At 62.9% G+C, this 23,566-nt stretch carries 27 protein-coding genes and 2 pseudogenes; 7 read left to right on the top strand and 22 right to left on the bottom strand.

Going from position 1 to position 23,566, the window contains the following annotated elements; translation table 11 throughout:
* Nucleotides 1–298, top strand: a pseudogene (locus tag E4Q23_RS22310) (Tn3 family transposase); the annotation flags it as partial.
* Between the two features lie 368 nt (nucleotides 299–666).
* Here E4Q23_RS22310 and E4Q23_RS22305 read toward each other — a convergent pair.
* From E4Q23_RS22305 to E4Q23_RS22275, 7 genes and pseudogenes are all read right to left on the bottom strand, one after another.
* Nucleotides 667–999 (bottom strand): annotated as a pseudogene (locus tag E4Q23_RS22305) (Tn3 family transposase); the annotation flags it as partial.
* Complete coding sequence (locus E4Q23_RS25040) at nucleotides 944–1,159, bottom strand: hypothetical protein (protein WP_336511763.1); 216 nt, start codon at nucleotides 1,157–1,159, stop codon at nucleotides 944–946. The pseudogene E4Q23_RS22305 and the gene E4Q23_RS25040, both read right to left, overlap by 56 nt.
* 229 nt (nucleotides 1,160–1,388) lie before the next feature.
* The gene (locus E4Q23_RS22295; protein ID WP_169068623.1) at nucleotides 1,389–3,011 is read right to left on the bottom strand and encodes a hypothetical protein; all 1,623 of its coding nucleotides are present in this window, start codon (nucleotides 3,009–3,011) and stop codon (nucleotides 1,389–1,391) included.
* A 325-nt stretch (nucleotides 3,012–3,336) separates the two neighbouring features.
* Entirely contained in the window at nucleotides 3,337–3,621 is a 285-nt protein-coding gene (locus E4Q23_RS22290) for an integration host factor subunit beta (RefSeq protein ID WP_169068622.1), read from the bottom strand.
* 137 nt (nucleotides 3,622–3,758) lie between these two features.
* Nucleotides 3,759–4,730 carry a tyrosine-type recombinase/integrase gene (locus E4Q23_RS22285; protein ID WP_169068621.1) on the bottom strand — a complete coding sequence of 324 codons (972 nt, stop codon included), beginning with the start codon at nucleotides 4,728–4,730 and terminating at the stop codon, nucleotides 3,759–3,761.
* 38 nt (nucleotides 4,731–4,768) lie between these two features.
* Nucleotides 4,769–5,059 (bottom strand): type II toxin-antitoxin system RelE/ParE family toxin, encoded by a 291-nt coding sequence (locus tag E4Q23_RS22280; RefSeq protein ID WP_169068620.1) that lies wholly within the window; start codon nucleotides 5,057–5,059, stop codon nucleotides 4,769–4,771.
* Nucleotides 5,052–5,312: a type II toxin-antitoxin system ParD family antitoxin gene (locus E4Q23_RS22275; protein WP_169068619.1), complete on the bottom strand. Its 261-nt coding sequence runs from the start codon at nucleotides 5,310–5,312 to the stop codon at nucleotides 5,052–5,054. The genes E4Q23_RS22280 and E4Q23_RS22275 overlap by 8 nt, the downstream gene beginning before the upstream one ends.
* Before the next feature lie 222 nt (nucleotides 5,313–5,534).
* On the opposite strand from E4Q23_RS22275, the gene E4Q23_RS22270 reads away from it, so the two are divergent.
* The 3 genes from E4Q23_RS22270 to E4Q23_RS22260 all read left to right on the top strand — a co-directional run bounded on the left by E4Q23_RS22270 (nucleotide 5,535) and on the right by E4Q23_RS22260 (nucleotide 6,928).
* On the top strand, nucleotides 5,535–5,798 hold the full coding sequence (locus E4Q23_RS22270; RefSeq protein ID WP_169068618.1) for a type II toxin-antitoxin system RelB/DinJ family antitoxin: 264 nt from the start codon (nucleotides 5,535–5,537) through the stop codon (nucleotides 5,796–5,798).
* Complete coding sequence (locus E4Q23_RS22265) at nucleotides 5,785–6,066, top strand: type II toxin-antitoxin system YafQ family toxin (protein ID WP_169068617.1); 282 nt, start codon at nucleotides 5,785–5,787, stop codon at nucleotides 6,064–6,066. The genes E4Q23_RS22270 and E4Q23_RS22265 overlap by 14 nt, the downstream gene beginning before the upstream one ends.
* A 472-nt stretch (nucleotides 6,067–6,538) precedes the next feature.
* Nucleotides 6,539–6,928 carry a nuclear transport factor 2 family protein gene (locus E4Q23_RS22260; RefSeq protein WP_169068616.1) on the top strand — a complete coding sequence of 130 codons (390 nt, stop codon included), beginning with the start codon at nucleotides 6,539–6,541 and terminating at the stop codon, nucleotides 6,926–6,928.
* Between the two features lie 103 nt (nucleotides 6,929–7,031).
* Here the strand turns inward: E4Q23_RS22260 and E4Q23_RS22255 are convergent, their stop codons facing one another.
* From E4Q23_RS22255 to E4Q23_RS22235, 5 genes are read right to left on the bottom strand one after another with little or no spacing between them, the layout of a single operon-like run.
* Complete coding sequence (locus E4Q23_RS22255; protein WP_169068615.1) at nucleotides 7,032–7,556, bottom strand: DUF3299 domain-containing protein; 525 nt, start codon at nucleotides 7,554–7,556, stop codon at nucleotides 7,032–7,034.
* A gap of 2 nt (nucleotides 7,557–7,558) precedes the next feature.
* Nucleotides 7,559–8,815 carry an ABC transporter permease gene (locus E4Q23_RS22250; RefSeq protein ID WP_169068614.1) on the bottom strand — a complete coding sequence of 419 codons (1,257 nt, stop codon included), beginning with the start codon at nucleotides 8,813–8,815 and terminating at the stop codon, nucleotides 7,559–7,561.
* Complete coding sequence (locus tag E4Q23_RS22245) at nucleotides 8,812–9,498, bottom strand: ABC transporter ATP-binding protein (RefSeq protein WP_169068613.1); 687 nt, start codon at nucleotides 9,496–9,498, stop codon at nucleotides 8,812–8,814. The genes E4Q23_RS22250 and E4Q23_RS22245 overlap by 4 nt, the downstream gene beginning before the upstream one ends.
* A 21-nt stretch (nucleotides 9,499–9,519) precedes the next feature.
* Complete coding sequence (locus E4Q23_RS22240; protein ID WP_169068612.1) at nucleotides 9,520–10,002, bottom strand: DUF2796 domain-containing protein; 483 nt, start codon at nucleotides 10,000–10,002, stop codon at nucleotides 9,520–9,522.
* 16 nt (nucleotides 10,003–10,018) lie between these two features.
* A complete protein-coding gene (locus tag E4Q23_RS22235; protein ID WP_248595651.1) occupies nucleotides 10,019–10,756 on the bottom strand; it encodes a ZIP family metal transporter in 738 nt (245 codons plus the stop codon).
* A 76-nt stretch (nucleotides 10,757–10,832) separates the two neighbouring features.
* On the opposite strand from E4Q23_RS22235, the gene E4Q23_RS22230 reads away from it, so the two are divergent.
* From E4Q23_RS22230 to E4Q23_RS22220, 3 genes are all read left to right on the top strand, one after another.
* Complete coding sequence (locus E4Q23_RS22230; RefSeq protein WP_248595650.1) at nucleotides 10,833–11,318, top strand: Fur family transcriptional regulator; 486 nt, start codon at nucleotides 10,833–10,835, stop codon at nucleotides 11,316–11,318.
* A 237-nt stretch (nucleotides 11,319–11,555) separates the two neighbouring features.
* Complete coding sequence (locus tag E4Q23_RS22225; RefSeq protein WP_169068610.1) at nucleotides 11,556–12,005, top strand: RrF2 family transcriptional regulator; 450 nt, start codon at nucleotides 11,556–11,558, stop codon at nucleotides 12,003–12,005.
* 170 nt (nucleotides 12,006–12,175) lie between these two features.
* Nucleotides 12,176–14,464: a nitric-oxide reductase large subunit gene (locus tag E4Q23_RS22220; protein WP_169068609.1), complete on the top strand. Its 2,289-nt coding sequence runs from the start codon at nucleotides 12,176–12,178 to the stop codon at nucleotides 14,462–14,464.
* Nucleotides 14,465–14,962: 498 nt separating this feature from the next.
* Here E4Q23_RS22220 and cobJ read toward each other — a convergent pair whose 3' ends face one another.
* Genes cobJ through E4Q23_RS22170 form a run of 10 tightly spaced genes read right to left on the bottom strand, consistent with a single transcriptional unit; the run spans nucleotide 14,963 to nucleotide 23,388 of the window.
* Complete coding sequence (gene cobJ / locus E4Q23_RS22215; RefSeq protein ID WP_169068608.1) at nucleotides 14,963–15,928, bottom strand: precorrin-3B C(17)-methyltransferase; 966 nt, start codon at nucleotides 15,926–15,928, stop codon at nucleotides 14,963–14,965.
* Between the two features lie 6 nt (nucleotides 15,929–15,934).
* A complete protein-coding gene (locus E4Q23_RS22210; RefSeq protein ID WP_248595649.1) occupies nucleotides 15,935–16,366 on the bottom strand; it encodes a cobalamin biosynthesis protein in 432 nt (143 codons plus the stop codon).
* Nucleotides 16,363–17,106, bottom strand: a complete 744-nt coding sequence (locus E4Q23_RS22205; protein ID WP_169068607.1) for a cobalamin biosynthesis central domain-containing protein — start codon at nucleotides 17,104–17,106, stop codon at nucleotides 16,363–16,365. Before E4Q23_RS22205 ends, E4Q23_RS22210 begins: the two co-directional genes overlap by 4 nt.
* Nucleotides 17,103–17,897 (bottom strand): precorrin-2 C(20)-methyltransferase, encoded by a 795-nt coding sequence (cobI, locus tag E4Q23_RS22200; RefSeq protein WP_169068606.1) that lies wholly within the window; start codon nucleotides 17,895–17,897, stop codon nucleotides 17,103–17,105. The genes E4Q23_RS22205 and cobI overlap by 4 nt, the downstream gene beginning before the upstream one ends.
* On the bottom strand, nucleotides 17,876–19,180 hold the full coding sequence (gene cbiE / locus E4Q23_RS22195) for a precorrin-6y C5,15-methyltransferase (decarboxylating) subunit CbiE (protein WP_169068605.1): 1,305 nt from the start codon (nucleotides 19,178–19,180) through the stop codon (nucleotides 17,876–17,878). Before cbiE ends, cobI begins: the two co-directional genes overlap by 22 nt.
* Nucleotides 19,167–20,333 carry a cobalt-precorrin-5B (C(1))-methyltransferase gene (locus tag E4Q23_RS22190; RefSeq protein ID WP_169068604.1) on the bottom strand — a complete coding sequence of 389 codons (1,167 nt, stop codon included), beginning with the start codon at nucleotides 20,331–20,333 and terminating at the stop codon, nucleotides 19,167–19,169. Before E4Q23_RS22190 ends, cbiE begins: the two co-directional genes overlap by 14 nt.
* The gene (locus E4Q23_RS22185; protein ID WP_169068603.1) at nucleotides 20,330–21,004 is read right to left on the bottom strand and encodes a precorrin-8X methylmutase; all 675 of its coding nucleotides are present in this window, start codon (nucleotides 21,002–21,004) and stop codon (nucleotides 20,330–20,332) included. The genes E4Q23_RS22190 and E4Q23_RS22185 overlap by 4 nt, the downstream gene beginning before the upstream one ends.
* Nucleotides 21,005–21,010: 6 nt before the next feature.
* Nucleotides 21,011–21,946, bottom strand: a complete 936-nt coding sequence (locus E4Q23_RS22180) for a sirohydrochlorin chelatase (protein ID WP_169068602.1) — start codon at nucleotides 21,944–21,946, stop codon at nucleotides 21,011–21,013.
* Between the two features lie 6 nt (nucleotides 21,947–21,952).
* On the bottom strand, nucleotides 21,953–22,729 hold the full coding sequence (cobM, locus tag E4Q23_RS22175) for a precorrin-4 C(11)-methyltransferase (protein WP_169068601.1): 777 nt from the start codon (nucleotides 22,727–22,729) through the stop codon (nucleotides 21,953–21,955).
* A gap of 2 nt (nucleotides 22,730–22,731) precedes the next feature.
* Nucleotides 22,732–23,388, bottom strand: a complete 657-nt coding sequence (locus E4Q23_RS22170) for an energy-coupling factor ABC transporter permease (protein ID WP_169068600.1) — start codon at nucleotides 23,386–23,388, stop codon at nucleotides 22,732–22,734.
* Nucleotides 23,389–23,566 lie beyond the last annotated feature (178 nt).

Raw genomic sequence — 23,566 nt, 5'->3', positions numbered from 1 at the left:
GGAATTGACGGGGCGCACTGACATCGAAATCGAGATCAGCAACCAGTGCGCACGCCTGATCGCCAACGCAATCACCTACTACAACTCGGCCATCCTGTCGCGGCGGCTGACGAAGTTCGAAACAACCGACAACGCCAAGACACTGGCCTTAATGTGCCGCAAATTGACAACTGGCGCTGATCACGCAGATTTCTCCAGCAGCCTGGCGGCACATCCTGCTGAGCGGGCATACACCTTTCTCAGTAACGGCAAGGTGATCGACCTGGACGCGCTTGTCGTCGGGTTGGGGTTGGGATGACGGAATTTTCTGGGGTTCCGGCTTACACCGCCGTCAACATGCTCGGACGCTACTCGTTCTCGGTGCCAGAGGCTATTGCGCGAGGCGCAGCGAGCTACAGCCATTGGGCAGGGCGAATGGTGGTTGATGGCCCTTAAGTCGGTTCGCTGTTCCATTGTGCCCAGAACCCCGAAAATTGCTCTGGCCTTAAAAACCCGCACGGGCTATAAGGAACAAAACAAAGAACGAGGCAGGGAGCAATGTTCGAGAGGACTTTCCATAGCGTTACCGACATCGTGCATGAGTATGCAGGATGCGCAAACTGGGACCACTACGCGCAGCTTCCGTCATGATGACGGCGGTGTAAGCCGGAACCCCAGAAAATTCCGTCATCCCAACCCCAACCCGACGACAAGCGCGTCCAGGTCGATCACCTTGCCGTTACTGAGAAAGGTGTATGCCCGCTCAGCAGGATGTGCCGCCAGGCTGCTGGAGAAATCTGCGTGATCAGCGCCAGTTGTCAATTTGCGGCACATTAAGGCCAGTGTCTTGGCGTTGTCGGTTGTTTCGAACTTCGTCAGCCGCCGCGACAGGATGGCCGAGTTGTAGTAGGTGATTGCGTTGGCGATCAGGCGTGCGCACTGGTTGCTGATCTCGATTTCGATGTCAGTGCGCCCCGTCAATTCCTTCTTTCCGCCGACCTGTGCAATGGTCGAACGTAGCGGTCGTCTCAGAAAACGGAAAATAAAGCACGCTAAGGAGTCTCATCAGTGCTCTTGGCCATCCCTCAGAGTCGCCCTGCAGGCTTGTTTCGTAGTCCTGGCCGACGTAGAACATGGCGATGATGGAAACCTGCTCGGCGTCTGCGTCGAGGGCGATCACGGCGCGCTTCTTGTAGTGAGCAGACGACAGGAGACTGGCCAACCGATCCTTCGCGGTTCTTAGGAGGGCGGCCACAGAATTCGGAAATATTCGTACGCTAGACTTCTGTCATTTTTCGTGACGGTCTCTTGACGACCCATTTTTGACATCCGGAGCCTCGGATCTGGAGCCGCAAAGCAGTCGTAGGGAATGCGTCGATTTTGCTCTCGTTCTGAACGCAACGTAGTTCTCAGAGCGCAGCTCCCCGAGCAGCGTCGAGTTCCTCGCTGAAGCGCTCCAGGCAAGCCCGACGCACATGGTCCTGTTCATCGAAGCACTGCTTCAAGATATCCAGATAGTTGTCCTGCTTCTGAAAACCGTAGGGTTCGATGAGGTGCGCCCGCATCACCCTGGCCAACGCCGCCAAGTGTTCACGCTGCTCCAAGTTTCGCAGGGTGGTGAGCGCCACACCCAGCAACTCGCCCTTGAGTCGGCGGGGCACGCGCGGCGACATCAGGATGTCCTGGATGACACGGCCGATGGCTTCTGCGGCTTCGAAGGAAATGTGAATGTGATTGCCTTTGCGCTGGTCGGGAAGCAGCACGTCACCAGGCTTCGTCAGAACCTCGGCATCCCTAACCCACACAGCAGTAGCATCGACGACTTCGTACAGTAGGTACGCCAGCGGCGTTGGGAACTCATGGTTTTCGTCTTCCGGCCGAACCTCGCGAGCGCGGTCAACTAGGCGCCTGGCGAAATGAGGCATGTAGTGGAGCCACAAGTGGTCGGCCACACGTTGATGCAATCCCTCCAGCACCATGATCCTGAAGAACCAGATACCGGCATGTACCGGGTCGTGGTACTTTCCAACATACTGGAAGGTCAGCAGCGGCCCATTAAGCTTCTTCTCGAGAACTTCATCCGCATCAATCCGCGCGAGTACGGCCTCGCCAACAGATCGGAAAACCCCGAGACGGGCGGCCACATCAACGTCGACACAGTAGAACCGCACGAGGCGGTTCTCATCAGGCAGCGCTAGGCGGTGCCCGCTCTTGCCGAAGTTGTCGTTGTTCTTGAGCTCGCTGTAGAAGACACTGGCCTCATTGGCCAACAGTGCGTCGAAGAACTCGTCTTGGAAGCCTTCCTCAACGCGCGTTGCGCGCTCCATGACCTCCATGCACAGGTAAGGTCGAGCGATGGCGAGGTGTCCGACTAGGCGGCGGGATGACAGCAACCGTTTCACGACGCTGGCTGCGCGACGCTGCACCCGCTGGGAAGGGCCAACCAAGTCGGCAAGCCATTCGCGGAAACTGAACCATTTGCGGAATAACCAGCTCGTCGGCGCGCCGGCTCCCAACGTGATGGACCCGTCGTCTTGGAATACGACTTGGAAGCCGGGACGCGGCGGGCGGATGGCGTTGGCCAAGTGGCTGCGCACGCTCTTGGACGCTGCCAGGTCCAGCGCCGATGCGAGATGACGCTGAAGCAAGTCGGCGAGCTCCTCGTGCTTCCCGGCGTGCAAGAGCGACGTGGTCAGGTTGTCGAAGAGTCCAAGGTTCCACCGCGTCAGCCGCGTCCTGCGCGACCGCCAGTAGACGAATGCGGCGAGTAGTAAGAACAACAGGTACTGGGTGGTGCTCTTGTCGAAGCCCCATAACCAGGGTCCAAAGGTAGGGAACCCAAGTGTGGTGAGTACGGGCTCGAAGAAGAACCCATGGATGATGAGCAACGCGGCCCAGATGACTAGCCAGTCGAACCAGTTCAGGCTCAAGCGAAAGCTGAGTCTGGCAGTGCTTGGCACGACCGCCCACACCGCAGCAATCAAGCCCAGCATGGTGAGTAGTGCGCTAGTGTCGATGCCTGCAGGGATCATGGGGTGATCCAACTTTGGGAATGGCTGAAGGGGTTCAAGGGCTTTGCTGAAGCAGTTGTAGCACGTACGGAGCAGCACCACCGTCACGGCCATGCCATTGCCATGCACTCATCCCTCACAGCCCATATTGTGGTTCGTCTGGGGGCGGTGTTACTCCCGAAAGTCTCGCACGACTGGGGCTTTGATGCAGCCGTAAGTTTAAAGCTCCACCCGGAAGCAGATACCGACGACAGACCGCTCCTGGCCGATCTGAGACCATCAGTTTCGCCCCCCAAAACATGCTGACGGCAGACAGCCGCACGAGCAGAACTCAATCAAGAAGCTCTTATCTGCCTGAGTCGACTTTGGTACGCAGTTCTTTCCCCGCCTGAAAGTGGGGCACAGCTTTCGCTGGAACCTGCACGGCCTCACCGGTTTTTGGGTTGCGCCCATTACGGGGCGGCCGGTAGTTGAGCCCGAAGCTTCCGAAACCGCGTATTTCAATGCGCTCTCCCTTCGCCAGCGTGTTGCTCAGCGCTTCAAGAATGGCCTTGACCGCAAGTTCAGTATCTTTGGGGGTGAACTGCGGGAAGAGGGCAACAAGTCGGTTGATGAGTTCGGAGCGGATCATAGGCAAATTTTACGCGGCACTTCCGCTCGGGAGCGGTGGCAAACCACACAACGCCAGGCCCAACATCATCGATGACGCCTTGCAGCTCGCCGACGCGATGAGCCATGTCGGCAGACTGATAAACGACGCTAGCATTCTTAGTAGGCGACTTTGAAGGTCGGACTATCCTCCGGACGGGTCTTGCGGTGGTCATAAATACGCGTGGTGGCGATGTTGGCGTGACCCAGCCACTCCTGCACCTTGGCGATGTCGGCTTGGTGATCAAGCGCGTTGGTCGCTGCGGTCGCCCGCAACGCGTGCGCCCCGATCGCGAAACCCAGCGCCGTTGAGTATTGCCGCACCAGTTTGTAGACCGCGTCGGGCGTGATCGCTCTTTCCAGTCCGCCAGTAGTGCAGTTGTTGCGCAGCGGCCGGAACAGGGCGCCGGCATCGTCCGCGCCATGCCCTGCAATTTCAAGATAGTCACCAATCAAACCGCTGGCAGCGGGGTGCAGTGGGATATAGCGGATCTTGCCGCCCTTGCCGAACACCTTGAGGTGCGGCACCCCGCGCCGCTCGTGCTTGAAGTCCTTGACCTTCAGCCGACACAGCTCCTCGCGGCGTAGCGCGTGATAGAGCAGGGTGGCCAGGATGGCGCGGTCGCGCTTGCCCTTGAGCGACGCGCCGTCGGGCGCGTCCAGCAGCTTGCGCGCCTGGTGGTCGCCGAGAGCCGGGGTCTTGCCTTCGTAGCTTTCCACCGGCGGACGCTTGACGCCCTTGACCGGGTTATGGGTCACGGCGTTTTTCTCGCACAGGGACTCGAACAGCGACGACAGCGCCGCCAGGCGATGCCGTACCGTCATGCCGCTCAAGGCGCGCTGCACCAGGTCGTCGCGCCAGGCGATGACGTGGGCGCGGGTAACGGTGCGAAATTCCTCGGGCTTCACGATGCCGGTGAACTTCATGAAATCCCCGAGGGCGTTTTCGTAGGCGCGGCGGGTGGCCTTGTTGCCGAGATTGGCGAACCATTCGATTTCGGGGGGAACATCGGCCAGGCGCTGGAACTGTTCGGCGGTCAGGAGCCGGGAAGCAACGGCCGGGAGGACGGGGAGGGGGTTTGTGTCGCTCACGGGGAGGTCGTCCAATTTTTCGACAAGATCACGGCTGGTCATAGATGGCTTTTGACATCCATGGCGTCGTGAAGCACGCGAACAATCTCAAGGCGCTGACCATCGCGGCGATAGAACACCAGGTGACGTTTCACTTGCAACCGCCGGTAGCCCGCTCGGACATGATCGAAAGGCGTTCCCAGATCCGGAAACTTCAGAAGCCCCTGAATCTCCCGATCGAGGTCGTACAGATATTGATCCGCTTGCGCGGCGCCCCATTGCTGAACGGTGTAGCGCCAGATGTCCTTGAGGTCGCGGCGGGCGCGCGGGCGAACAAGCAGATCAAGCATCCGCGGAACCGCTCTTGGCCTCCTGGCGTGCCTCCTCAATGATCGACGCCATCGCGAAGGGCACCGGTTCGCCGCTCGTCTCGCCCTCGATCAGGGCCTGACGCAAGGCGCTCACTTTCTGTTCGTGCTCTTCGAGCAGCCGCATCGCGGCGCGCACCACTTCGCTCTTGGACTCGAAGCGTCCGGCATCGATCTGTTGGGCGATGAAGCCCTCGAAGTGTTCACCCAGGGTGACGCTGGTGTTTCTTGGCATGACGGGTCCTTTCTTGGCGGATCTTGTGTATTAGATACTAATACAGCAGCGATCGAGCGTGCGCGACAGCTTGTGGACATTTTACTATTGATAAAATATGTTAGCAATAGTAAAGCAGTCGGTGGCTACGCGACTATCTTCCGACACCGGGCCAAAGAGCAAGGTATGCGTTTTGGTGTCGCGTGGGCTACAATGTGGCTCATATACTTGGAGGATCAAACCATGCCCGCGAATGCTGTGGTTCGTGCCCGGATCGACGAGCACATTAAGGAAGAGGCAACCGCTGTACTGGCGGCGATGGGGCTGACCGTGTCGGACGCGTTCCGCATCCTACTGACCCGCGTCGCTCACGAGAAGGCCCTGCCGTTCGAACCACTGGTTCCGAACGTCGACACCATCGAGGCGATGAAGGAAGCGCGCCGGGGTGGCCTGAAGTCATTCGCTACCGTCGAGGACCTGATGGCGGACCTGAATGCGGACGATTGAACACACGGGCCAGTTCAAGCGTGACTACAAGCGCGAAACCAAGGGACCGCACTGGCACACGCTGCAAAACGATTTCAGCACCGTCGTCACGGCCTTGGCCCATGATCAGCCACTGGCCGAAAAGCACCACGATCATTCGCTCAGTGGGGATTGGAAGGACCACCGGGATTGTCACGTCAAGCCTGACTTGGTCTTGATTTACAGAAAACCGGACGACGACGTACTCCAGCTCGTCCGTCTCGGTTCGCACAGCGAACTTGGCCTGTGAGCAGCTGGGCTCCGTGACAAGGAAATGAAGGATACGGCGAGCGGAATCACCGATGTGGAACGGGCGCTACACGTTCCAAAGCGACGCCAAGGTGACCGACCTGGACCTGGATGTGCTCGTGGCAGGGCCGGCGTGGGGATGACGGAATTTTCGGCGGGTCCGGCTTGCAACCCCACACAGCTGCCTTTGATGCGGGTGGCAAAGCGGCTGCCGATTTCCTGCGCGAGTTGCGGCACATCAAGGCCAGCGAATCGCGGCCTAATGCAACCAGCAGAAGTGGCTGTTTTAGCGGTTTCGGACGGGTCGGTTTTACGCTTATTGGTGCAGAATATTACCCAGGATAATTAACCTTCGCCGCTCGAATACGGAGCGGTGAACAGACGATCCCTATGAATCTGCTGCGAACCGCCAACGGTTGAGCCGGGCGATTTCTGGAGAGCACATTGCGCACAACACTGTTGGAGCACGTTCGATGCATCCTTATGCCCATGTTCTCAAAACCTACATGACCGCTCTGGGTAAGAGTGACTACCCGATGATCAAGAGTCTCTTCTCGCCGGAAGGAAAAGTGAGGTCGCCATTCCTCGGAGAAATGCTTGCAGGTCCATTCTTCGATCGCCTTGCTAGTGCGTCATCGATGAACGTCATCACGCCAATCGACATATTCCTCAGCGAGGCCGAGAAGAACCACGCAACCGCATACTTTCAGTACGACTGGACGGTCCGGGACGGAACACTTATTACCTTCAAGGTAATGGATCTGTTCACCTTTGATCCCGATAGCGAAAAGGTGACGTACCTTGATCTGATCTACGACACACACCCCATCCGGGCCTCGGCCGGGAACAAGTACGAACCCTGATTTCAACACCAACTCAGGCCTGGTCCTGATCTACACAGAAAGCCGGACGACAACTCGCGGCCTCACACGGCAGGTACGAGCGACGGGCTTCCGTGCGTGTGCACTACTTCCGCCTGGGCTCCTCATAAGGAACGACCTTGTCCACCACGAGACGATAGCCGGCGACGCCCCACTCCGTTTCGCCGCGCTGCACGCTGAACGTGCCGTAGGTCCATAAGGGCTGCATCATGCGCACGCCGGCGAGCGGCCTGGCAGATTTGGCGTGGATGATCTGGTTGGCGGGCGGCGGCGGGGTGTGCAGACAGGCGCCGAAGTAGGGCACGATCAGAAATGCCGTCACCTTCTCACCCTGTCGTTCGAGCGGCAGAACGAATCCGGCGATGCGTCCCCTCTTGCCGTTCATGGCTGGTTCCGCTGGCGCCGTATCCCATGCGACTTTGAGTTTGTCGAGGGCCTCCATTGCCTTCGGGTCAGAGTCTTGCAGATTGGACAGGTCCAGATTCTTGAAATCGGCGGCCGGATCCCAGTCCTTGGGCAGCAGCGCGTCCCAGCCGATCTCGGGCCAGGTTTCCGCCGCGTATGGGAGGGGGGCTGCGAGCAGGATCGCCAGCAAGAGCAGAATGCGCATCATCAGTTCCTTGGTGTAAGGCCGTCGGCCAGCGCCATGCGCCAGGCACGCCAGCCTGGGACGAGGCTCGCTATGAGCCCTGTCGCGAGTATGGACGCGAGCAAGAGCCATTCGTTCGCTGCCGGAGGGCGCAGGGAAAGGTGCACGCCATAGGGTTGTGCGAGCGGTGCCAACACGGCGATGGCAATGGTAAGCAGCGCACTGCCGAGCAGAGCACCGGCGGTGGTGACGAGCAGGCCCTCACAGGTCAGCATCAGGAATATTCCGCCGGGGCCGGCGCCGAGCGCGCGCAGGATGGCGAGTTCTCGTCGGCGTTCGTTAAGGCTGGCGAGCATGGTCGCCATCAGCCCCGTGAGGCCGACCATGACGACCAGTGCCGAGAGCGCCAGTAGCAAGCGCTCCACCATGCCGAGCGTTTGCCACAGCTCGTCGAGCGCGACCCCCGGCATCACCGCCATCAGCGGCTCGCCCTTTTGGTTGTTGACCTGCCGCTGCAAACGAAAGACATCGCCACGGCGCTTCAGGCCGATCAGCATCGCAGTGACTTCCTTCGGTTGCAGATCGAACTTCCGCACTTGCTCCGCGGGGATGACCAGGCCCGGCAGCGGCGCGCCGCCGGCCCAGTCGAGATGAATCGCGGTGATCGCTTCGAGACCGACATGAACCGTGCGGTCGACCGGCGTGCCGGTGGGCGCGAGGATACCGACGACGGCGAATGGTTTGTCGGCATGCTCGGGCGCGAACTCTGTTATGCCGTGTGAGAGTGTGATGCGATCGCCGGGGCGGTAGCCGAGCTGCGCCGCTGCCTCGCTGCCGAGCACCGCCTCGAACACATCGGCGAACGGATGGCCGGCGGCGAAGGCAAGCGCCTGCCGGTCGCCATAGCGCAGACGCTCGAAGTAGGCGGGCGTCGTGCCGAGCACCGGGAAGCCGTGATGACCGTCGCCGAGCGAGAGCGGTACCGCCCAGTCCACCGCCGGATGTGTCGCCAGCGCCTCGAAACTCTCCCAACGCATATTCTGAGTGGCGCTACCGGAATGGAAGACGGCATAGAGGATCAGCTGTACGGCCCCGCTGCGCGCGCCGACGACGAGGTCCACGCCCGACACCGATTGCGTGAAGCTTGTGCGCGCGTCGCTGCGTACGCGCTCGACGGCAAGCAGCAGCGCGGTGGACAGCGCGATGGAGACAAGCGCGATGCCGAGCGTCAGCCGCCGTGCCCAGGCGCTTTGTAACGCGAGCACCAGAATTGCTTTCATACGACGCTTTCCTGCATTGCACGGTTGATGTCGGTGAGCGCGATACTGCGGTCGAAATGTACGGCGAGCCGTGCATCGTGGCTAACGAACAACAGCGCGGCACCGCTTTCGACGGTCTCACGCAGCAACAGGTCGACGAAAATTTGCTGGCGTGGAGCATCGAGCGCCGAGGTGGGTTCATCGGCAATGAGGATTTCAGGCTTGCCGATCAGAGCGCGTGCAGCGGCGACGCGCTGCTGCTGGCCGACCGAAAGTTCGGCAGCGGGCTTCTGCCAAAGGGAAGGCGCGAGGTCGAGATGGGTCAGCAGGCGTGCGGCGGCTGCATGCGCATCGCCGGCGCGCTGCTTGCGCCGGGCGGAGAAGGTGCAGGGCAGCAGCACGTTGTCGAGGGCGGACAGCCATGGCAGCAGGTTGAACTGCTGGAAGACAAAGCCGATGTGATTGGCGCGGAAACGATCGCGCGCACGCGCCGAGAGACGCGTGATGTCCTGCCCGAGCAATACGATGGCGCCCTGCTCGGGCACGGCGACGCCGCCGAGCAAGCCCAGCAGCGTGCTCTTGCCGCCGCCCGAGGGGCCATGCAGGAAGACGAGCTCACCGTCGGCGAGCGCGAAGTCCGGAATGTCGAGACAGGGCGTGGCCTGGCCCGGCCAGCGAAAGACGAGATCGGTAAGAGCGATCATGCGCCCGCGCCTATCAGCCGATCACCAGGTCAGCGCGGGAGTCTTCGGCGTGAGCCGCTGAGCACCCTGGCCGGTAGGGCCGACGCGCTGGGTTTCCAGGCGGTAGAGACGCTTGAACTGCTTGAAGATCGTCGTTCCGATGCCTTTGAGCGCGGCCGGATCGACGCAACGGAAAACATAGCGCGCATCCACGTCGGCGTGCTCGCCACCTTCGAACTGTGGCATGTCGACCTCGACGGATTGCAGGGTGCAATTCGCCGCCGAAGTCGGTTGCCACAACGCGGCAGCGTCGTTCAATGCTCTTTCTGTCGCCGCCAGCGCGGCTTTTTCCTTGTCGTTCCTGGGTGCGCGCTCGAAGCCGACGGCGGCATCAAGGGGCAGTTCAAGGTTCAGCGTGACGACGTCCATGTCGATGGCGACGTCGAGCCGGCCTTCGCCGTGCGTGTGCTGGGCGAGGGCCGGCAGAGAGCCGAGCAGGGCGACGAGCAGTGCGAATCGTTTCATTAACGTTCTCCGAAGTTCAGTGGGAATGTCCGCTGCCGAACACCACGATGGCGATACCCGCGGCGAGCAGCAGTCCGTGCCAGCCAATGCCGCGCTGCTCGCGCTTCAAGCGCGGCATCAGGTCGGCGATGGCGATGTAGATGAAGCTGGCCGCCGCCAGCGTGATGATGTACGGCACCCAGTCCTGGGCGCGCTCCAGCGCCAGGTAGCCGATGACGCCGCCCAGCACCGAAGCGAGGCTCGATACGCCGTTCCAGAACAGTGCGCGGCCGCGGTGCCAACCCGCCGCAAGCAGGATGGCGAAGTCGCCCGCCTCCTGCGGCACCTCGTGCGCAACCACGGCCAGCGTCGCGGCCCAGCCCAGCGCGGGATCGGCAAGGAAGGCGGCGGCGATCAGGAGTCCGTCGGTGAGGTTGTGGAAACCGTCGCCGACGAGAATGCCGACCGCCTCTCCTCCGTGCAGGTGGTCGTGCGTGTGTTCGCCGCAGGTTTCGCCGTCGGCCTGGTCATCGTTGCCGTGGGCGTGGCGCCAGATGGCAAACTTTTCCAGCGCGAAGAAGCCGAGGATGCCGGCCAGCAGGACGGGGAATGCCTCATGCGGTGTCAGGCCCGATTCGAGCGCTTCCGGTAGCAAGTGCAACATCGAGGTGGCCAGCAGCGCGCCGATGGAAAAGCTGACGGCGTAGTTGAGCCACTTCTTCGGCAGGCCGAACAGCACCAGCGCGGCAGCAAGCAGGCTGAGTAAGCCGCCCATCAGGCAGGCGACGACAATTTGCGGGAGCAGTGGCAGGGAATTCATGGGGGCGGAGTGAAACACAACCGGGTTGCAAATGCAACGCAGTGGCAACGGCAACTATGTTGCAAATGTCGCCCGGCTATGTTCTCATTCGTCCATGTCCACCACCAATGATCTTCTGCGCGCTGCAGGCGTCAAGGTCACGCCGGGCCGTGTGCACGTCCTCGAAGCTCTACTGGTAGCGACCCAGGCGATGAGCCACGCTGACATCGAAGCCTTGCTGCCGGATGCGGACCGGGTGACGCTCTATCGCGTGCTCGATTCCCTTGTGCATTGCGGTCTGGCGCTAAAGGCGATTGATTCGCGCGGCGTGTTCCGGTTTACCGCCAGCAAGGTTGGGCAGGAGCATGGCGGGCACAACCATTTCCGCTGTACCGGCTGTGGCGGTGTGTTCTGCCTCAAGGCTGCCCCGCCCCCGCCGCCAAGACTGCCGCACGGCTTCCGCCTCGGTGCGGTGGAATTGGATATCAGCGGCACCTGCCTAGCTTGCAACAGCGCGCCTCATGTCTCGTCCCCCTGAAAGGCAGGAAAGGCACGTGTAGTGGTCACGCAAGTTCAGACACCGGGATCGCTTGCTTCTCTGCGACTTGCTGGTCATTGTCGGAGCCAGCGTGCCGACTCCGTAGTGCAGCAAGCAGATGAAGATAGGCTTACCCCAGAAGGCGCCCTCCGGTAGAGTTCGCAATTTCTCCGTTGCTGTCACCGAAGGCAGGGCCGCCAGTGATGGCGATGACAATGGGCGAACCGAGAACCTGCCATGCACATCACCCAGCACACTGACTATGCACTGCGCGTACTGGTCTACCTCGGGACCAACGAGGAGCGCTTGGTGACTATCCAGGAGATTGCTAACCGCTTCGCCGTGTCGCGCAACCACTTGATGAAAGTCGTCAGTCGTTTGATCCGTGGCGGCTATGTCGATGGCTTGCGCGGCAAGGGCGGTGGCTTGCGGCTTGCCTGTCCAGCCACGACCATCGTTGTCGGTGATGTTATGCGCCACATGGAGTCGGGCATGGACCTGGTCGAGTGCTTCGGCAAGAACTCTACCTGCATTCTGGATCCCGATTGCCAGCTGAAGCTTGCGCTTTCAGAGGCCCTCGCTGCCTTCCTCAAGGTGCTGGATGGCGTTACGCTTGCGGATCTGCTCGGCAAGAGCGAACGTGCGATCCTTCACGTCCTGCGGCCTGTGCTAGCCATTCCCAAGTAGCTTCTGCGCACCTGGCGACGATCGTCGCCAATTCCCTTCGGTTCTGTTGCCACATAAGAAGCATTGCGTTTGCATCTTTTGTAAGAGGTATTTAAAATGCCGCTTACAGAAAGTTGTCGCCGTTTCGTTCTCTTACATTGGTTCTACCGATACCGTAAAGGAGCTTCATCATGCATAACACACGCAAGCTGTGGATCTGGCTAGCGCTGATCTGCGTGCTTTCCTTCGCCGCCCTGGGCTGGGTTGGCCGCGAGATTTTCGTGCACGCGCCGCCCATTCCGACGCAGGTGGTCAGCAGCGACGGCCAGGTTCTCTTCTCCGAAGGGCAAGTGCAGCAAGGCCAGCAATCCTGGCTCTCGGCCGGCGGCCAGCAACTGGGCTCGGTCTGGGGGCACGGCAGCTATCTCGCGCCAGACTGGTCGGCCGACTGGCTGCACCGCGAAGCGCTTGCGCTGCAGGCGATCTGGGCAAAGCGTGATTTCGGCGCCGCCTACGAGCACCTTCAGCCCGGCCAGAAAGCGCAACTCGATGCGCAGCTGAAGACCGAGCTCCGCCGCAATACCTACGACGCTGCCAGCGGCTCGATCAGCCTGAGTGCCGATCGGGCTACCGCAGTCGCGCAGGTGGCGAAGCACTACGCCGACCTCTTTGGTGGCGAGTCTACGCTCGATGCATTGCGTGAGCAGTACGCGATGCCAGCCAATATTCTGCGCGACGCGGCCGATCGGCAGGACCTGACGGCCTTCTTCTTCTGGAGCGCTTGGTCGGCAGTGAGCGACCGCCCGGGCGAAAATAACTTGAGCTACACCAGCAATTGGCCGCACGAGCCGCTGGTCGGCAATACGCCGACTACCGGTACCGGCATCTGGTCGATCGCCAGCGTCATTCTCATGCTCGGCGCGATCGCCGCGATGATCTTCTTCCACTCGACCAGTCATGAAGCGGGTGACCCACGCCCGCCAAAGGCTGACCCGCTCTTCAACTTCAAGGCAACGCCATCGATGCTCGCCACCCGCAAGTATTTCTATGTGGTCATCGCGCTGATTCTGGCGCAAGTCGGCATGGGCGTTGTCACCGCACACTATGCCGTCGAGGGAACGAGCTTCTTCGGTATCCCGCTCGGCGAGATCTTGCCCTTTACCGTCAGTCGAACCATCCATACGCAGTTCGCTGTGCTGTGGATCGCCACCGCCTGGCTGGCCACCGGCCTCTACATCGCTCCGGCGATTTCGGGCAGCGAACCAAAATACCAACGCCTGGGTGTCAATGTACTGTTTTATGCCTTGCTGATCATCGTCGCCGGTTCGACGCTCACCGGTTGGCTGGGCACCTTGCAGAATATCGGCAATGACTACAGTTTCTGGATCGGTAACCAGGGGCTCGAGTACACCAGCATGGGCCGTGTCTGGCAGATCCTGTTGTTCGCTGGTCTGCTGATCTGGGTGACGCTGCTCGGCCGCGCGCTGATGCCCGCGCTGCGCAAACCGTCCGAAAGCCGCGGGCTGATCGCCATGGTCTTCCTTGCTGCGCTGTGCATCGGCGGCTTTTACGCCACTTCGCTGGCCTGGGGTCAGAAAACGCACTATGCGATGGTCGAATATTGGCGCTGGTGGCTGGTGCACCTGTGGGTAGAGGGTTTCTTCGAGGTCTTCGCCACCGCCGTCATCGCCCTGCTGTTCACCCGTCTCGGCCTGATCCGCGCGGCGACCGCCAACAGCGCGATCATTCTGGAAACCATTGTCTTCCTGTTCGGTGGCATTCTCGGCACACTGCACCACCTCTACTTCACCGGCACGCCGACTTCTGTTATCGCCATAGGGGCGATGTTCTCGGCACTGGAAGTAGTGCCGCTGGCGATGATCGGTGTCGAGGCCTGGCGCAATTTTCAGCGTTCCAAGGCTGCCCCCTGGGTGCAGGCGTACAAATGGCCGATCCTGTGCTTTATCGCCGTCGGTTTCTGGAACGTCGTCGGCGCTGGCCTCCTGGGCTTCACGCTCAACACGCCGATCGCTCTCTACTATATGCAGGGAATGAACATGACCGCGGCGCACGGTCATGCCGCGCTGTTCGGTGTCTATGGCATGCTCGGTATCGGCCTGTTGTTGTTCTGCATGCGCGGTCTCTCGAACCGGGCGGCGTGGTCGGACAAATTGGTCGGCCTGACCTTCTGGTCGCTGAATGTCGGGCTGGCGATGATGGTCTTCATGTCGCTCGTGCCGGCCGGCATCTACCAGGCTTGGGCGAGCCTCAGCGAGGGGGTGTGGTTTGCTCGCTCGCCGGAATTCGTTCACTCCGCGTGGATGGAGACTTTTGTCTGGCTGCGCGTCCCCGGAGACATAGTCTTCGCCGTCGGCACGCTGTTCCTGGCGCTTTTTGCCGTCCGTTTGTTGATCATTCGGCGTGATCCAGATCCGGTGGCGATCGGCTGCGCCGACGCGCTGGCCGGCAAGACAATGTAGTTCGAGGTCAGAGGAGGGGTCCGCTGCGAGGGTCTGTGACCTTCGCAGCGCCTCGTTCTGCCGTATAACTGTTTTTGCGCATCTGACGAGAGCCTGCCAAGCGGCTGCGAGTCGGTAGCGGACGAGAGGTGAATAGCGGCGGGTGACACGAGTGTGGGGTCTATACCCCTATTTTCGATGGCCCCGGGGCGGTTAAGCTGAGTGAGATCACCGACATGGACATCCTGTTCGGCGGCGATGCTCGTGGCTACACGGATTACGCCAAGTACATCGAAGACGTCCCCTGAACAACGAGGACGCCCATTGTGAAAGCCACTGGGCTTACCGAGTATCTACCGATTGACAACGCACGCTCCCGCGTCGACCTCGAGTTGGACTTGGAGCGACCAGAGCTCTCCGGCCGCGACATCGTAACTATGGACGGCGGAGTGGATGTCCACCAGCTTCGACAAGCATGAGTCGGTAACCACGCGTTAAGCGCACCAATACGCGGCGCGCTCAGGCAGGCAGGCGCGGGTCACCGATCACCGCGTCAATTTCTTCTGGCGGCAGGTCGAAGAAGCAAGCAATCTCCTCCGCGTGTTGCCCCTGTGCCAGACGCTCACGCACGTCCGCTTGCCAGCCTTCGAGCCCCAGGCTAAGCGAGCGACCGGCCTGCTCGCCGGCCAGCGCCTGACCGCCAAAGCCGGCGTATTTGTTGGCGTAGCCACGCGGGGTAATCATCAGGCCGTCTTGAACGAAGGTGCTGCTGTTACCGATCAGTACGGTGGTCAACATGCCGATCTCGTTTTCGGCCATTTGCGCCAAGGTGGTCAGCTGGATCGCCTGCTTCTTGCGGTACGCGGACTTGACCACCGCCACCGGCGTCTCCGGCGCGCGATGGCGCAGCAGGATGCGCTGCGCTTCGACGATCTGGCCGGTGCGCCGGCCGCTCTTCGGGTTATACAGGGCGACAACGAAATCGGCATGGGCCGCGGCGTTCAACCGGCGGGCGATGACCGGCCACGGTGTCAGCAGGTCGGAGAGCGAGATCGAGCAGAAGTCGTGCGTCAGCGGCGCGCCGACCAGCGCCGCGCACGCCGACAGCGCCGTGGCGCCGGGAACGACCTCGACCTCGATTCCCGATCCGGGACGCCAGCCCGCTTGCAGCAGGACTTCGTAGGTCGGACCGGCCATCCCGTAGACACCGATGTCGCCCGACGAAATGACCGCCGCGATCTTGCCCTGGCAGGCATGTTCCCAGGCCTCGTTGCAGCGATCGAGCTCTTCGGTCATGCCCTTGCGGATGACCAGCTTGCCGTCGAGCAGGTCTTTCACCAGCCTGATGTAGGTGGCGTAGCCGATGACCACGTCGGCCTCGGCGATGGCCGCGCGCGCGCGCAAGCTCATGTGTTCCGGCGCCCCCGGGCCGAAGCCGACGAGGATGATTTTTCCTGCTTTCTGGATCGGGTGAGTGGCGTTCATTGGTGCTCATGGGTGAATTATGGCAATGGAGATGGTGGCGTTACGGCCATCCGGGCCGCGTAGCTTGTGTTTTTCGACGATCAGATCGGCCTTGTCGGCACCGGCGGCAAGCAGCGCGGCCGCTTCGGAAACCGACGGGGAGCCGGTATACCTGCGTACCGTTTCCGAGGGATTGGGAACGTCAACGGCGGCAAGATCGGCAGCAGGGTAGAAGTGGATGCACCAGGCCCGTTCCCTGGCCACCTGCAGCAGGCCCGCCTCGTCGGCCTTGAGGTCGATGCTGGCCACCGCGCGGACGTCCGACGGCTGCCCGCCGCAGGCCGCCAGCGCCTCGCTGATGGCCTGGTTGATGGTCGCTGCCGGCGTGCCACGATCGCAGCCGAGACCCAGTGCAAGCGCAAACTGCAGCGGGTTTTTCGCGCCAGGGGCGTGCTTCAATGCGCGTCCCCCGGCCGGTAGACGATCGCCTTGCCAGCCAGCTGCACCGCATAGTCGGCCGGTATTGCACGCTGGCTGATCCAGAGCACCGCAGAGAAGCGCTCGGGATCGACATCTTCGAGGCGGGCAAAGCGTTGCAGCGTGACGGGTAGCGGGCCACGGCGACCATTCGCGTGCCCCGTCCACCAGTCGCTGCTGCCATCTTCCTGGACCAGCGCCACCGGCTCGTCGTTGACCACCGCGGCGCTGACGCGAACGATGTCGGCATGTGTCGCCTCGATCGTCCAGCCGAGTTCGCGACCGAGGAGGTCGACGGACAGCGTCTGGCGGGCGTCCGAGGCGGTGGTCAGCACTGCCGTCGCCCCCAGCGCGGTGGCCAACTGGCCAGCCAGTGCGTTGGCGCCGCCGACATGCCCCGAGAGCACCGGGATGGCAAAGCGACCGGCCTCATCCACTACGACAACCGCCGGGTCGCTTTCCTTGTTGCCCAGATGCGGCGCGATCAGGCGGACGACAGCGCCCAGCGAGACGATCGCGACGATGCCGTCGAACGCGGCGAACAGCGCCGGCACCTGGTCACCGACCTTGCCGTTGTAACACTGCACGACCGCCGGCGCTGCGGCTTCAGCTTCGGCGCGAAACTTTTCCGGGGCGAACAGCGAGGCATCCGGCAGTGCGGCAATCACCTTGCCGGCCAGGGCAATGCCGTGCCGGGTGATGGCGACGACAGCGACCTTCATGCGGCCTCGGCTGCCGGCGCCACTGCCAGTGCTTCCTTGCGCGTGCGGCAACCGCGACGTAATTCGCCGCGCACGCGCTTCGGGTTATGGACCAGCATCAGGGACAGATAATTAGCTTTTTCGCCTTTCAGGCTGGCGACGTCGCGAACCACGCGCTCGTCCGGCGCGCCGACCTTCTCGACAAAACAGGTGCTGTCCAGCAGGCCGCGCCGCTCCAGCAGGTCAATGACTTCGTCGAGCAGAGGCTTGACCTTGAGCAGGACCACGGTATCGAACTCGTCAAGCAGGTGATCGATAACGCCGACGCCGTAGGCCGCCGGAATCACCGCCAGCGTTTCATCTTCCTCGGCCAGCGTGCTGCCGGTGCTCGCCGCGGCAGCGGCGAACGAACTGACGCCGGCGATCGTCTCGACGACCACCTCGGGTGCCAGTTCGCGGACGACGCGGGCAAGGTGACCAAAGGTGGAAAAAGTCGACGCGTCGCCTTCGACCAGGAACACCAGGTCGCGACCTTCGGCGAGCAGCTCGACCGTGCGCAGCGCAGCGCGGGCCCACGCCTTGCCGAGAATCTCGGCGTCACGGGTCATCGGAAAGACCAGTTGCTCGGCGTCGTCCGGCACGGCGATACCGCCACGCGCGACGATGGCCAGTGCGTACGAGTCGTCCTCGGCCTTTTTCACCGGGTACAGCCAGCGTGCACCGGACTGCAGAACCGCCCAGGCGCGGCGAGTGATCAATTCGGGGTCGCCGGGGCCGAGTGAGGCGCCGATCAGTTTTCCGTAGCGGGGCATTCTTCTTCCTTTCTTGCAGTGAGGATCCACACCGGGTTCTGGGCGGCCAGCCGGTGCATGTCGAGAATTGGCTGGCTGCGACTGGCCTGAAGCTGGATGAGGTCCCAGACTGCGCCGGCGGCAGCCAGCGTGCGCGTGGCGGTGGCCAGATTTTCCAGGGTCACGAAATTCATCACCAGTCGGCCAGCCGGCTTCAGGCGGCCGAGAACCACTCCTATCAGCTCGGCGAGTTCGCCGCCGGAACCGCCAATGAAGACGGCGTCGGGGTCGGGCCAGTCGGCGAGATGTGCTGGCGCCTTGCCTTCGACCAGGGTGTAATTGCTGGCCTGGACACAAAGCGCATTGGCGCGCGCATTGGCGGCATCCGCGGCGTTCTTTTCGATGGCCCAGACGTGGCCCAGCGGTGCCAGCGCCGCGGCTTCCAGGCCAAGCGCGCCGGAACCGGCGCCAATGTCCCAGACCGTCGCGGCGGGCGCCAGACGCAGTTTGGCGAGCGATAGAACGCGCGCTTCCTGTTTGGTGATCAAGCCCTTTTCCGGCGCACGCTGCCGGTACTCGTGATCTTCGCGGCCGAGCACAACGGGCCGGATGGGCCGCGTGCGTTCAACCAGCAGGACGTTCGGCTCGGGGAACTCCCGTCCGGCGACCTCGGCGAGGGTCAGCGACGGAAAGAGCTGCTCGTCGGGCAACTGCAGGCGGCAGGCCACCGACAGCTTGAGATCGTCGCCGTGGCCGACGGCGAGCAGCGCCCGCGCCAGGCGCGCTGGCGTGTTCTGCGCGCCGGTAAACACGGCCACCAGCGGCTGCAGGGCAATCGCCCGTAGCACGCGATAGAGGCCGTGCGCGGGCGACGCGCCGGGCAGCCACTCGCCGGCATCCGCACCGTGGCACGAAGCGATGCGCAGCGTCTGCCAGGGTTTTCGAAAGCGCGCACAGAGCAGTTGAATGGTCGATGGCGCCGGTAGGACCTCGATTTGCGCCGCGCCCAAGCTGGCGATGAGCAAGGGTGCGATGCCATGACAGAGCGGATCACCGGTGGCCAGCACTGCGACCGCTCGGCCGCCGGCGTGTGCCGCCTTGATCCATTCCGGCACCTGCGCGATGGCGGCGTCCATGTCCTGCAGTCGGCAGCCGGCCGCCAGCTGGGTGCGCACCAGATCGAGCGTGCGCCCGGCACCGATCACCAGGTCTGCGGCAAGCAGCCGCTGGCGGGCGCGGTCGGACAAGCCGCCCCAGCCGTCGTCGAGAATGCCGATCACGGCACAGGGCTCACAGGATTTCATTTTCCTCCACACGAACAATGAAATGGCCTTCGAAATCGCAGACCAGCACGGTCAAGCGATAGCTACCGGCATAGCAGGCCTTGAGACTGCGCATGGCGCGAATGGCCAGCGCCCGATGAAAGGCTTCGCCGACTCCCAGCGTGGCCAGGCGTTCAGCAGCGAAACGACCGGTTTCGGCGTGGCGGATGGCCTCGACGAGGTCTGGCGGCGCACCGACCGCCTGCGCCGATTCGGCGAGTACGTCACGGTCGATCTCGGCCTTCCAGGCGTGCGTCACTGCCAGGCCCTGGCACATCTTGGTCAGCTTGCCGACCATCGCACCGACAAAGACGTGCTGCATGTTCTGCTTGATCGCGGCCAGGAATGCGGCCTTGACGAAGTCGCCCATCTGCACGAAGCAGCTTTCTTCGAGTTCGCCTAGCTGGCGCATGGCGAACTTCTCGCTGCGCCCACCGGTGGTGAACACGACGCTGCGCTGGCCCTGCCTGGCCGCCACCTCGACCCCCTGGACGACGCTGGCGCGAAAGGCGGCGGTCGAGTACGGACGGACAATGCCGGTGGTGCCGAGAATGGAAATACCACCGAGAATTCCAAGACGAGCATTGAGCGTCTTCTTGGCCATCGCCTCACCGCCGGGAACTGAGATGGTCACCCGCAGCCCGTCGTGCTCGAGCAGTTCATCAGCGGCCGCACGCACGTTGTCGCGGATATTGCGCTGCGGCACCGGGTTGATCGCCGGCCCGCCCAGCGTCAGACCGAGTCCCTCCCGGGTTACCGTACCGACGCCGGGGCCGGCACACAGTTCGATCTCTCCGGCACGCTGCGGCAACCGCTGCACAGCGGCGGTCAGATGCGCGCCGTGTGTGACATCGGGATCGTCACCGGCATCCTTGACAATGGCTGCGCAGGCGCGGCGCAGCAGGCCTTCCCCGACAATGCCGGCATCGATCACCGCGAAGCACACCTCCTGGCCATTGGGCAGTCGGCACAGTACGTGCGCCGGCACCTGCCCGGTCAGCAGGCCGATCGTCGCCGCACGCGCCGCCGCTGCCGAGCAGGCGCCGGTGCTGAAGCCGGTGCGGTTGCCACGCTGGCGACGCGTGGCAGACTTGCGCAGCTTGGGCGGGGCAAGCGCTTGAGCGGTGTCGCTCATGCCACCCGTTGCTGCTCGTTCTCGGCGAAGGAAAGCAGCGCGTGAATGGCGGCAACGACCAGCGTCGAGCCGCCCTTGCGGCCGCGGATGGCCACCCAGGGGACGTCGTCAATGCCCATCAGCAGGTCCTTCGACTCGGCCGCCGAGACAAAGCCGACCGGCATGCCGATCACCAGAGCCGGCCGGACGCCCTCTTCACGAATCAGGCGCACCACTTCGATCAGCGCGGTCGGCGCATTGCCGATGCCGACGATGGCACCGTCGAGTTCGCCCTCGCGATGCGCCTTGCGCATCGCCTGCACGGCGCGCGTCGTGCCCTCGGCATGCGCCCGCTCGATGACGTCCGGATCAGAAATGTAATGCCGGGTGTGCAGCCTGAAGTGCTGCAAGCGTGGCCTGGACAAGCCGGTGCAGATCATCTCGACGTCGGTGACGATCGGCGTACCGCCCTTGCGCAGCGCAGCCAGACCGGCAGCCATCGCCTGCGCATGGAAAACGGTCAGGCCGTTGAACTCGAAGTCGGCATTGGCGTGAATCATGCGCCGCACCAGGGGCCACTGCTCGGCGCTGTAGTCGTGCGGCCCGACTTCGGCGTCGATGATGGCGAAGGAACCGTGCTCGATGGCGCGGCCGCTGGCGGTCAGTTGTTCGGTAACGGCGGGGATAGTCATGGCAGCTCAGATGTGGGCGTGTTGATGATCGTCGTGGTCATGCGCCTGGACGTGCCCTTCGCCTGCATGTGCGTGCCGAGCACCGACCAGCAGGGTTGGGGTTTGCGTGTGGCTGTGATCGTGCAGGTGTTCGGCCTCGGCCGCCTGCCGGTACTTGCAGCCGTCGCACTCGAGCAGTGCCCCGCTCGGCAGCTCACGGCCGGAAACGCGCGCATCGAGCAGGTCGAAAATGCCCGGATCAAAGCCAAAGTAGCTGCCAGCGGCGAAGGCGATCTGTGGGTACTGCTGGCGCAGCCGTTCGGCCTGCGCATTGATGCGCTCGATGAGAACGCCGTTGAACAGGTACACCGGGACGATGGCGATTTGCGTCATGCCCAGCCGCACCTGCCGCTGGACGACGGTTTCCAGGCGCGGCCAGGTCACGCCGGTGAAGGCCAGGTCGACCAGTTCGTGCTCGTTGTCCTCGAAAAGCCAGCGCGCCAGCTTGGCCAGTTCGCCGTTGGCACCGGCGTCCGACGAACCGCGGCCGAGCAGGACCACGCCGGTGGTTTGCGGGTCCGGCATGGCCAGCGACTTCATCAGGCGCGCGAGCTGTCCTTGCAACACGGCGAAGATCTCGCGGCCCATGCCGAGGTGACGAGCACAGTGGAAGCTGACCTGCGGGTAAGCCGCACGGGCAGCATCCATGGCCGCCGGCAACTCCATCTTGACGTGACCGGCGGCGTTGAGAATCAGCGGTACGACCAGCACCTGCCGGGCGCCGTGTGCCGCACGCTGCAGGCCGTCGGCAAGGAGCACGTCGGCATGCTCAATGAAGCAGACCTCGATGCGCCAGGCGGGATGGCGCTTCTGCCACTCGCCGGCAAAGCGGCGGATTTCGTCGTTGCCGTCGGGATGGCGGGAGCCATGCGCGGCAAGCAGCACTGTTGTCGAACCATCCATTTCGTTTTACTCCGATGCCCGGCGAAAGCGGTGCGTGAAAGTTGCGTCGTAAAGTTTCGATTTCTTCAACTGCGGCCAGTGACGCGCGCCGAGCGCCGGACTGGCGATGATCATCGCCTGGCTGGCGATTTTTTCCGCACGGCACTTGTCGCGGATGTCGGTCAGCGTGCCGCGGATGATTTTCTCCTCGCCCGGCCAGCTCGCCTTATGAACCACCAGGATCGCGGCGTCGTCGCGCCAGCCGGCCGCGCGCAAGTCCTCGACCACTTGCTGCAGGAGGGTGATCGAGAGAAACACGCACAGCGTGCAGTGGTGCTGCGCCAGTTCCTGCAGCGATTCGCCGGCCGGCATCGGCGTGCGGCCTGCAACGCGGGTCAGGATCACCGTCTGGGTGACCTCGGGCAGGGTCAGCGTCTCGACGGCAGCGGCCGCTGCGGCCATCGCCGACGACACGCCCGGCACCACGCCAACGTCGACGCCGGCAGCATCGAGTGGCTGCGTCACCTCGATCAAGGCGCCGAACAGCGCCGGGTCACCGGTCTGCAGACGAACGACGATGGCGTTCGTCTGCGCCTGCTCGACCAGCCAGGCGGTGATTTCCGCCAGCGCCATGTCTTTGGAATCGGCGATCACGCAGCCCGCCGGCGCCCAGCGCATGGCTGCCTCCGAAACCAGCGACCCGGCGAAGAGAATCGCCCCGGCGCCGGCGATCAGATCCCGGCCCTTGACGGTAATCAGGTCGGGATCGCCCGGACCGGCGCCAACGAACCACACCTTGCCCATGTTCAGTTCGCCAGCTTGAGCGACTGGATGTCGAAGCAGGTGGCAATCAGGCGCTTGTTTTCGTGGCGCTTGAGAAGGCGAACGACAGCCAGCGTGAACAAGGGCTCGCAGATGACGATCAGCAGGTAGGAGCTGGCAAACGACGCCCAGGCGGCCAGCGGCGTCGCCACCTCGGCGGCGAGCAGCCAGAAACCGACCATGGCCGTGACGCCGGTGTAGTACATGGCGTCGAGCTTGACGATCGCCCCCCAGCTGACGACACGGCCGGCCAGCGCGGCACGCAGCTGGCGACCCGCACTGTAGTGAACGGCGATCAGCGGCACGATCAGAGACAGCGAGTTGACCGCCAGATGCGGCAGATCCATGGGTTCGAAGAGCAGGCCCTGGAGCAGCAGCCCGGCAGCGAAACCGAGCAGCGTCGGCAGAAAACCGAGTGTCAGATAGATGGCCATGGCGCCGACGAAGTGCAATTCCGAGGGGCCAACATTGACGTGGAAACTCTGCATGAACAGCGAGAAGAACAGTGCCGCGAGCAGCGTGCGGACGATGTCCGCCGGCTGTCTGAGCAGGTCCCTGGCGTAGTAAGCGACGAGGCCGACGGCCGAGGCATTGGCCAGAACGATTTTGGCCTGGGCGATGATGCCGGGTTCGATATGCATGGTAATTTCCTTTCTTTCAGGTGGACAATGAAGAAGCTGCTGGCGCAAATAGCTGCGCCACCGCCTCCGGGTTTGAGGGGAAGTAGAGGTGCATATACGAGGCATGCACACGGCCGACGCGATAGACCGCTTCGCCGCCGCCGTCCCGCCCGCGCGCCTTCGCTGATCGCGATCGGCG

Origin of the sequence: Candidatus Accumulibacter phosphatis (genome assembly GCF_012939955.1) — a bacterium.
GTDB lineage: Bacteria > Pseudomonadota > Gammaproteobacteria > Burkholderiales > Rhodocyclaceae > Accumulibacter > Accumulibacter delftensis.
The sequence above is the reverse complement of the archived record's forward strand: the minus strand, read 5'-3'. Positions and strand labels throughout refer to the sequence as shown.

Excerpts from the sequence above, each read along its gene's own strand:
- E4Q23_RS22295 (WP_169068623.1), bottom strand. The coding sequence starts at position 3,011 with ATGATCCCTGCAGGCATCGACACTAGCGCACTACTCACCATGCTGGGC.
- E4Q23_RS22290 (WP_169068622.1), bottom strand. The coding sequence starts at position 3,621 with ATGATCCGCTCCGAACTCATCAACCGACTTGTTGCCCTCTTCCCGCAG.
- E4Q23_RS22280 (WP_169068620.1), bottom strand. The coding sequence starts at position 5,059 with ATGCTTGATCTGCTTGTTCGCCCGCGCGCCCGCCGCGACCTCAAGGAC.
- E4Q23_RS22275 (WP_169068619.1), bottom strand. The coding sequence starts at position 5,312 with ATGCCAAGAAACACCAGCGTCACCCTGGGTGAACACTTCGAGGGCTTC.
- E4Q23_RS22270 (WP_169068618.1), top strand. The coding sequence starts at position 5,535 with ATGCCCGCGAATGCTGTGGTTCGTGCCCGGATCGACGAGCACATTAAG.
- E4Q23_RS22265 (WP_169068617.1), top strand. The coding sequence starts at position 5,785 with ATGCGGACGATTGAACACACGGGCCAGTTCAAGCGTGACTACAAGCGC.
- E4Q23_RS22260 (WP_169068616.1), top strand. The coding sequence starts at position 6,539 with ATGCATCCTTATGCCCATGTTCTCAAAACCTACATGACCGCTCTGGGT.
- E4Q23_RS22255 (WP_169068615.1), bottom strand. The coding sequence starts at position 7,556 with ATGCGCATTCTGCTCTTGCTGGCGATCCTGCTCGCAGCCCCCCTCCCA.
- E4Q23_RS22250 (WP_169068614.1), bottom strand. The coding sequence starts at position 8,815 with ATGAAAGCAATTCTGGTGCTCGCGTTACAAAGCGCCTGGGCACGGCGG.
- E4Q23_RS22245 (WP_169068613.1), bottom strand. The coding sequence starts at position 9,498 with ATGATCGCTCTTACCGATCTCGTCTTTCGCTGGCCGGGCCAGGCCACG.
- E4Q23_RS22240 (WP_169068612.1), bottom strand. The coding sequence starts at position 10,002 with ATGAAACGATTCGCACTGCTCGTCGCCCTGCTCGGCTCTCTGCCGGCC.
- E4Q23_RS22235 (WP_248595651.1), bottom strand. The coding sequence starts at position 10,756 with ATGGGCGGCTTACTCAGCCTGCTTGCTGCCGCGCTGGTGCTGTTCGGC.
- E4Q23_RS22230 (WP_248595650.1), top strand. The coding sequence starts at position 10,833 with ATGCAACGCAGTGGCAACGGCAACTATGTTGCAAATGTCGCCCGGCTA.
- E4Q23_RS22225 (WP_169068610.1), top strand. The coding sequence starts at position 11,556 with ATGCACATCACCCAGCACACTGACTATGCACTGCGCGTACTGGTCTAC.
- E4Q23_RS22220 (WP_169068609.1), top strand. The coding sequence starts at position 12,176 with ATGCATAACACACGCAAGCTGTGGATCTGGCTAGCGCTGATCTGCGTG.
- cobJ (WP_169068608.1), bottom strand. The coding sequence starts at position 15,928 with ATGAACGCCACTCACCCGATCCAGAAAGCAGGAAAAATCATCCTCGTC.
- E4Q23_RS22205 (WP_169068607.1), bottom strand. The coding sequence starts at position 17,106 with ATGAAGGTCGCTGTCGTCGCCATCACCCGGCACGGCATTGCCCTGGCC.
- cobI (WP_169068606.1), bottom strand. The coding sequence starts at position 17,897 with ATGCCCCGCTACGGAAAACTGATCGGCGCCTCACTCGGCCCCGGCGAC.
- cbiE (WP_169068605.1), bottom strand. The coding sequence starts at position 19,180 with ATGAAATCCTGTGAGCCCTGTGCCGTGATCGGCATTCTCGACGACGGC.
- E4Q23_RS22190 (WP_169068604.1), bottom strand. The coding sequence starts at position 20,333 with ATGAGCGACACCGCTCAAGCGCTTGCCCCGCCCAAGCTGCGCAAGTCT.
- E4Q23_RS22185 (WP_169068603.1), bottom strand. The coding sequence starts at position 21,004 with ATGACTATCCCCGCCGTTACCGAACAACTGACCGCCAGCGGCCGCGCC.
- E4Q23_RS22180 (WP_169068602.1), bottom strand. The coding sequence starts at position 21,946 with ATGGATGGTTCGACAACAGTGCTGCTTGCCGCGCATGGCTCCCGCCAT.
- cobM (WP_169068601.1), bottom strand. The coding sequence starts at position 22,729 with ATGGGCAAGGTGTGGTTCGTTGGCGCCGGTCCGGGCGATCCCGACCTG.
- E4Q23_RS22170 (WP_169068600.1), bottom strand. The coding sequence starts at position 23,388 with ATGCATATCGAACCCGGCATCATCGCCCAGGCCAAAATCGTTCTGGCC.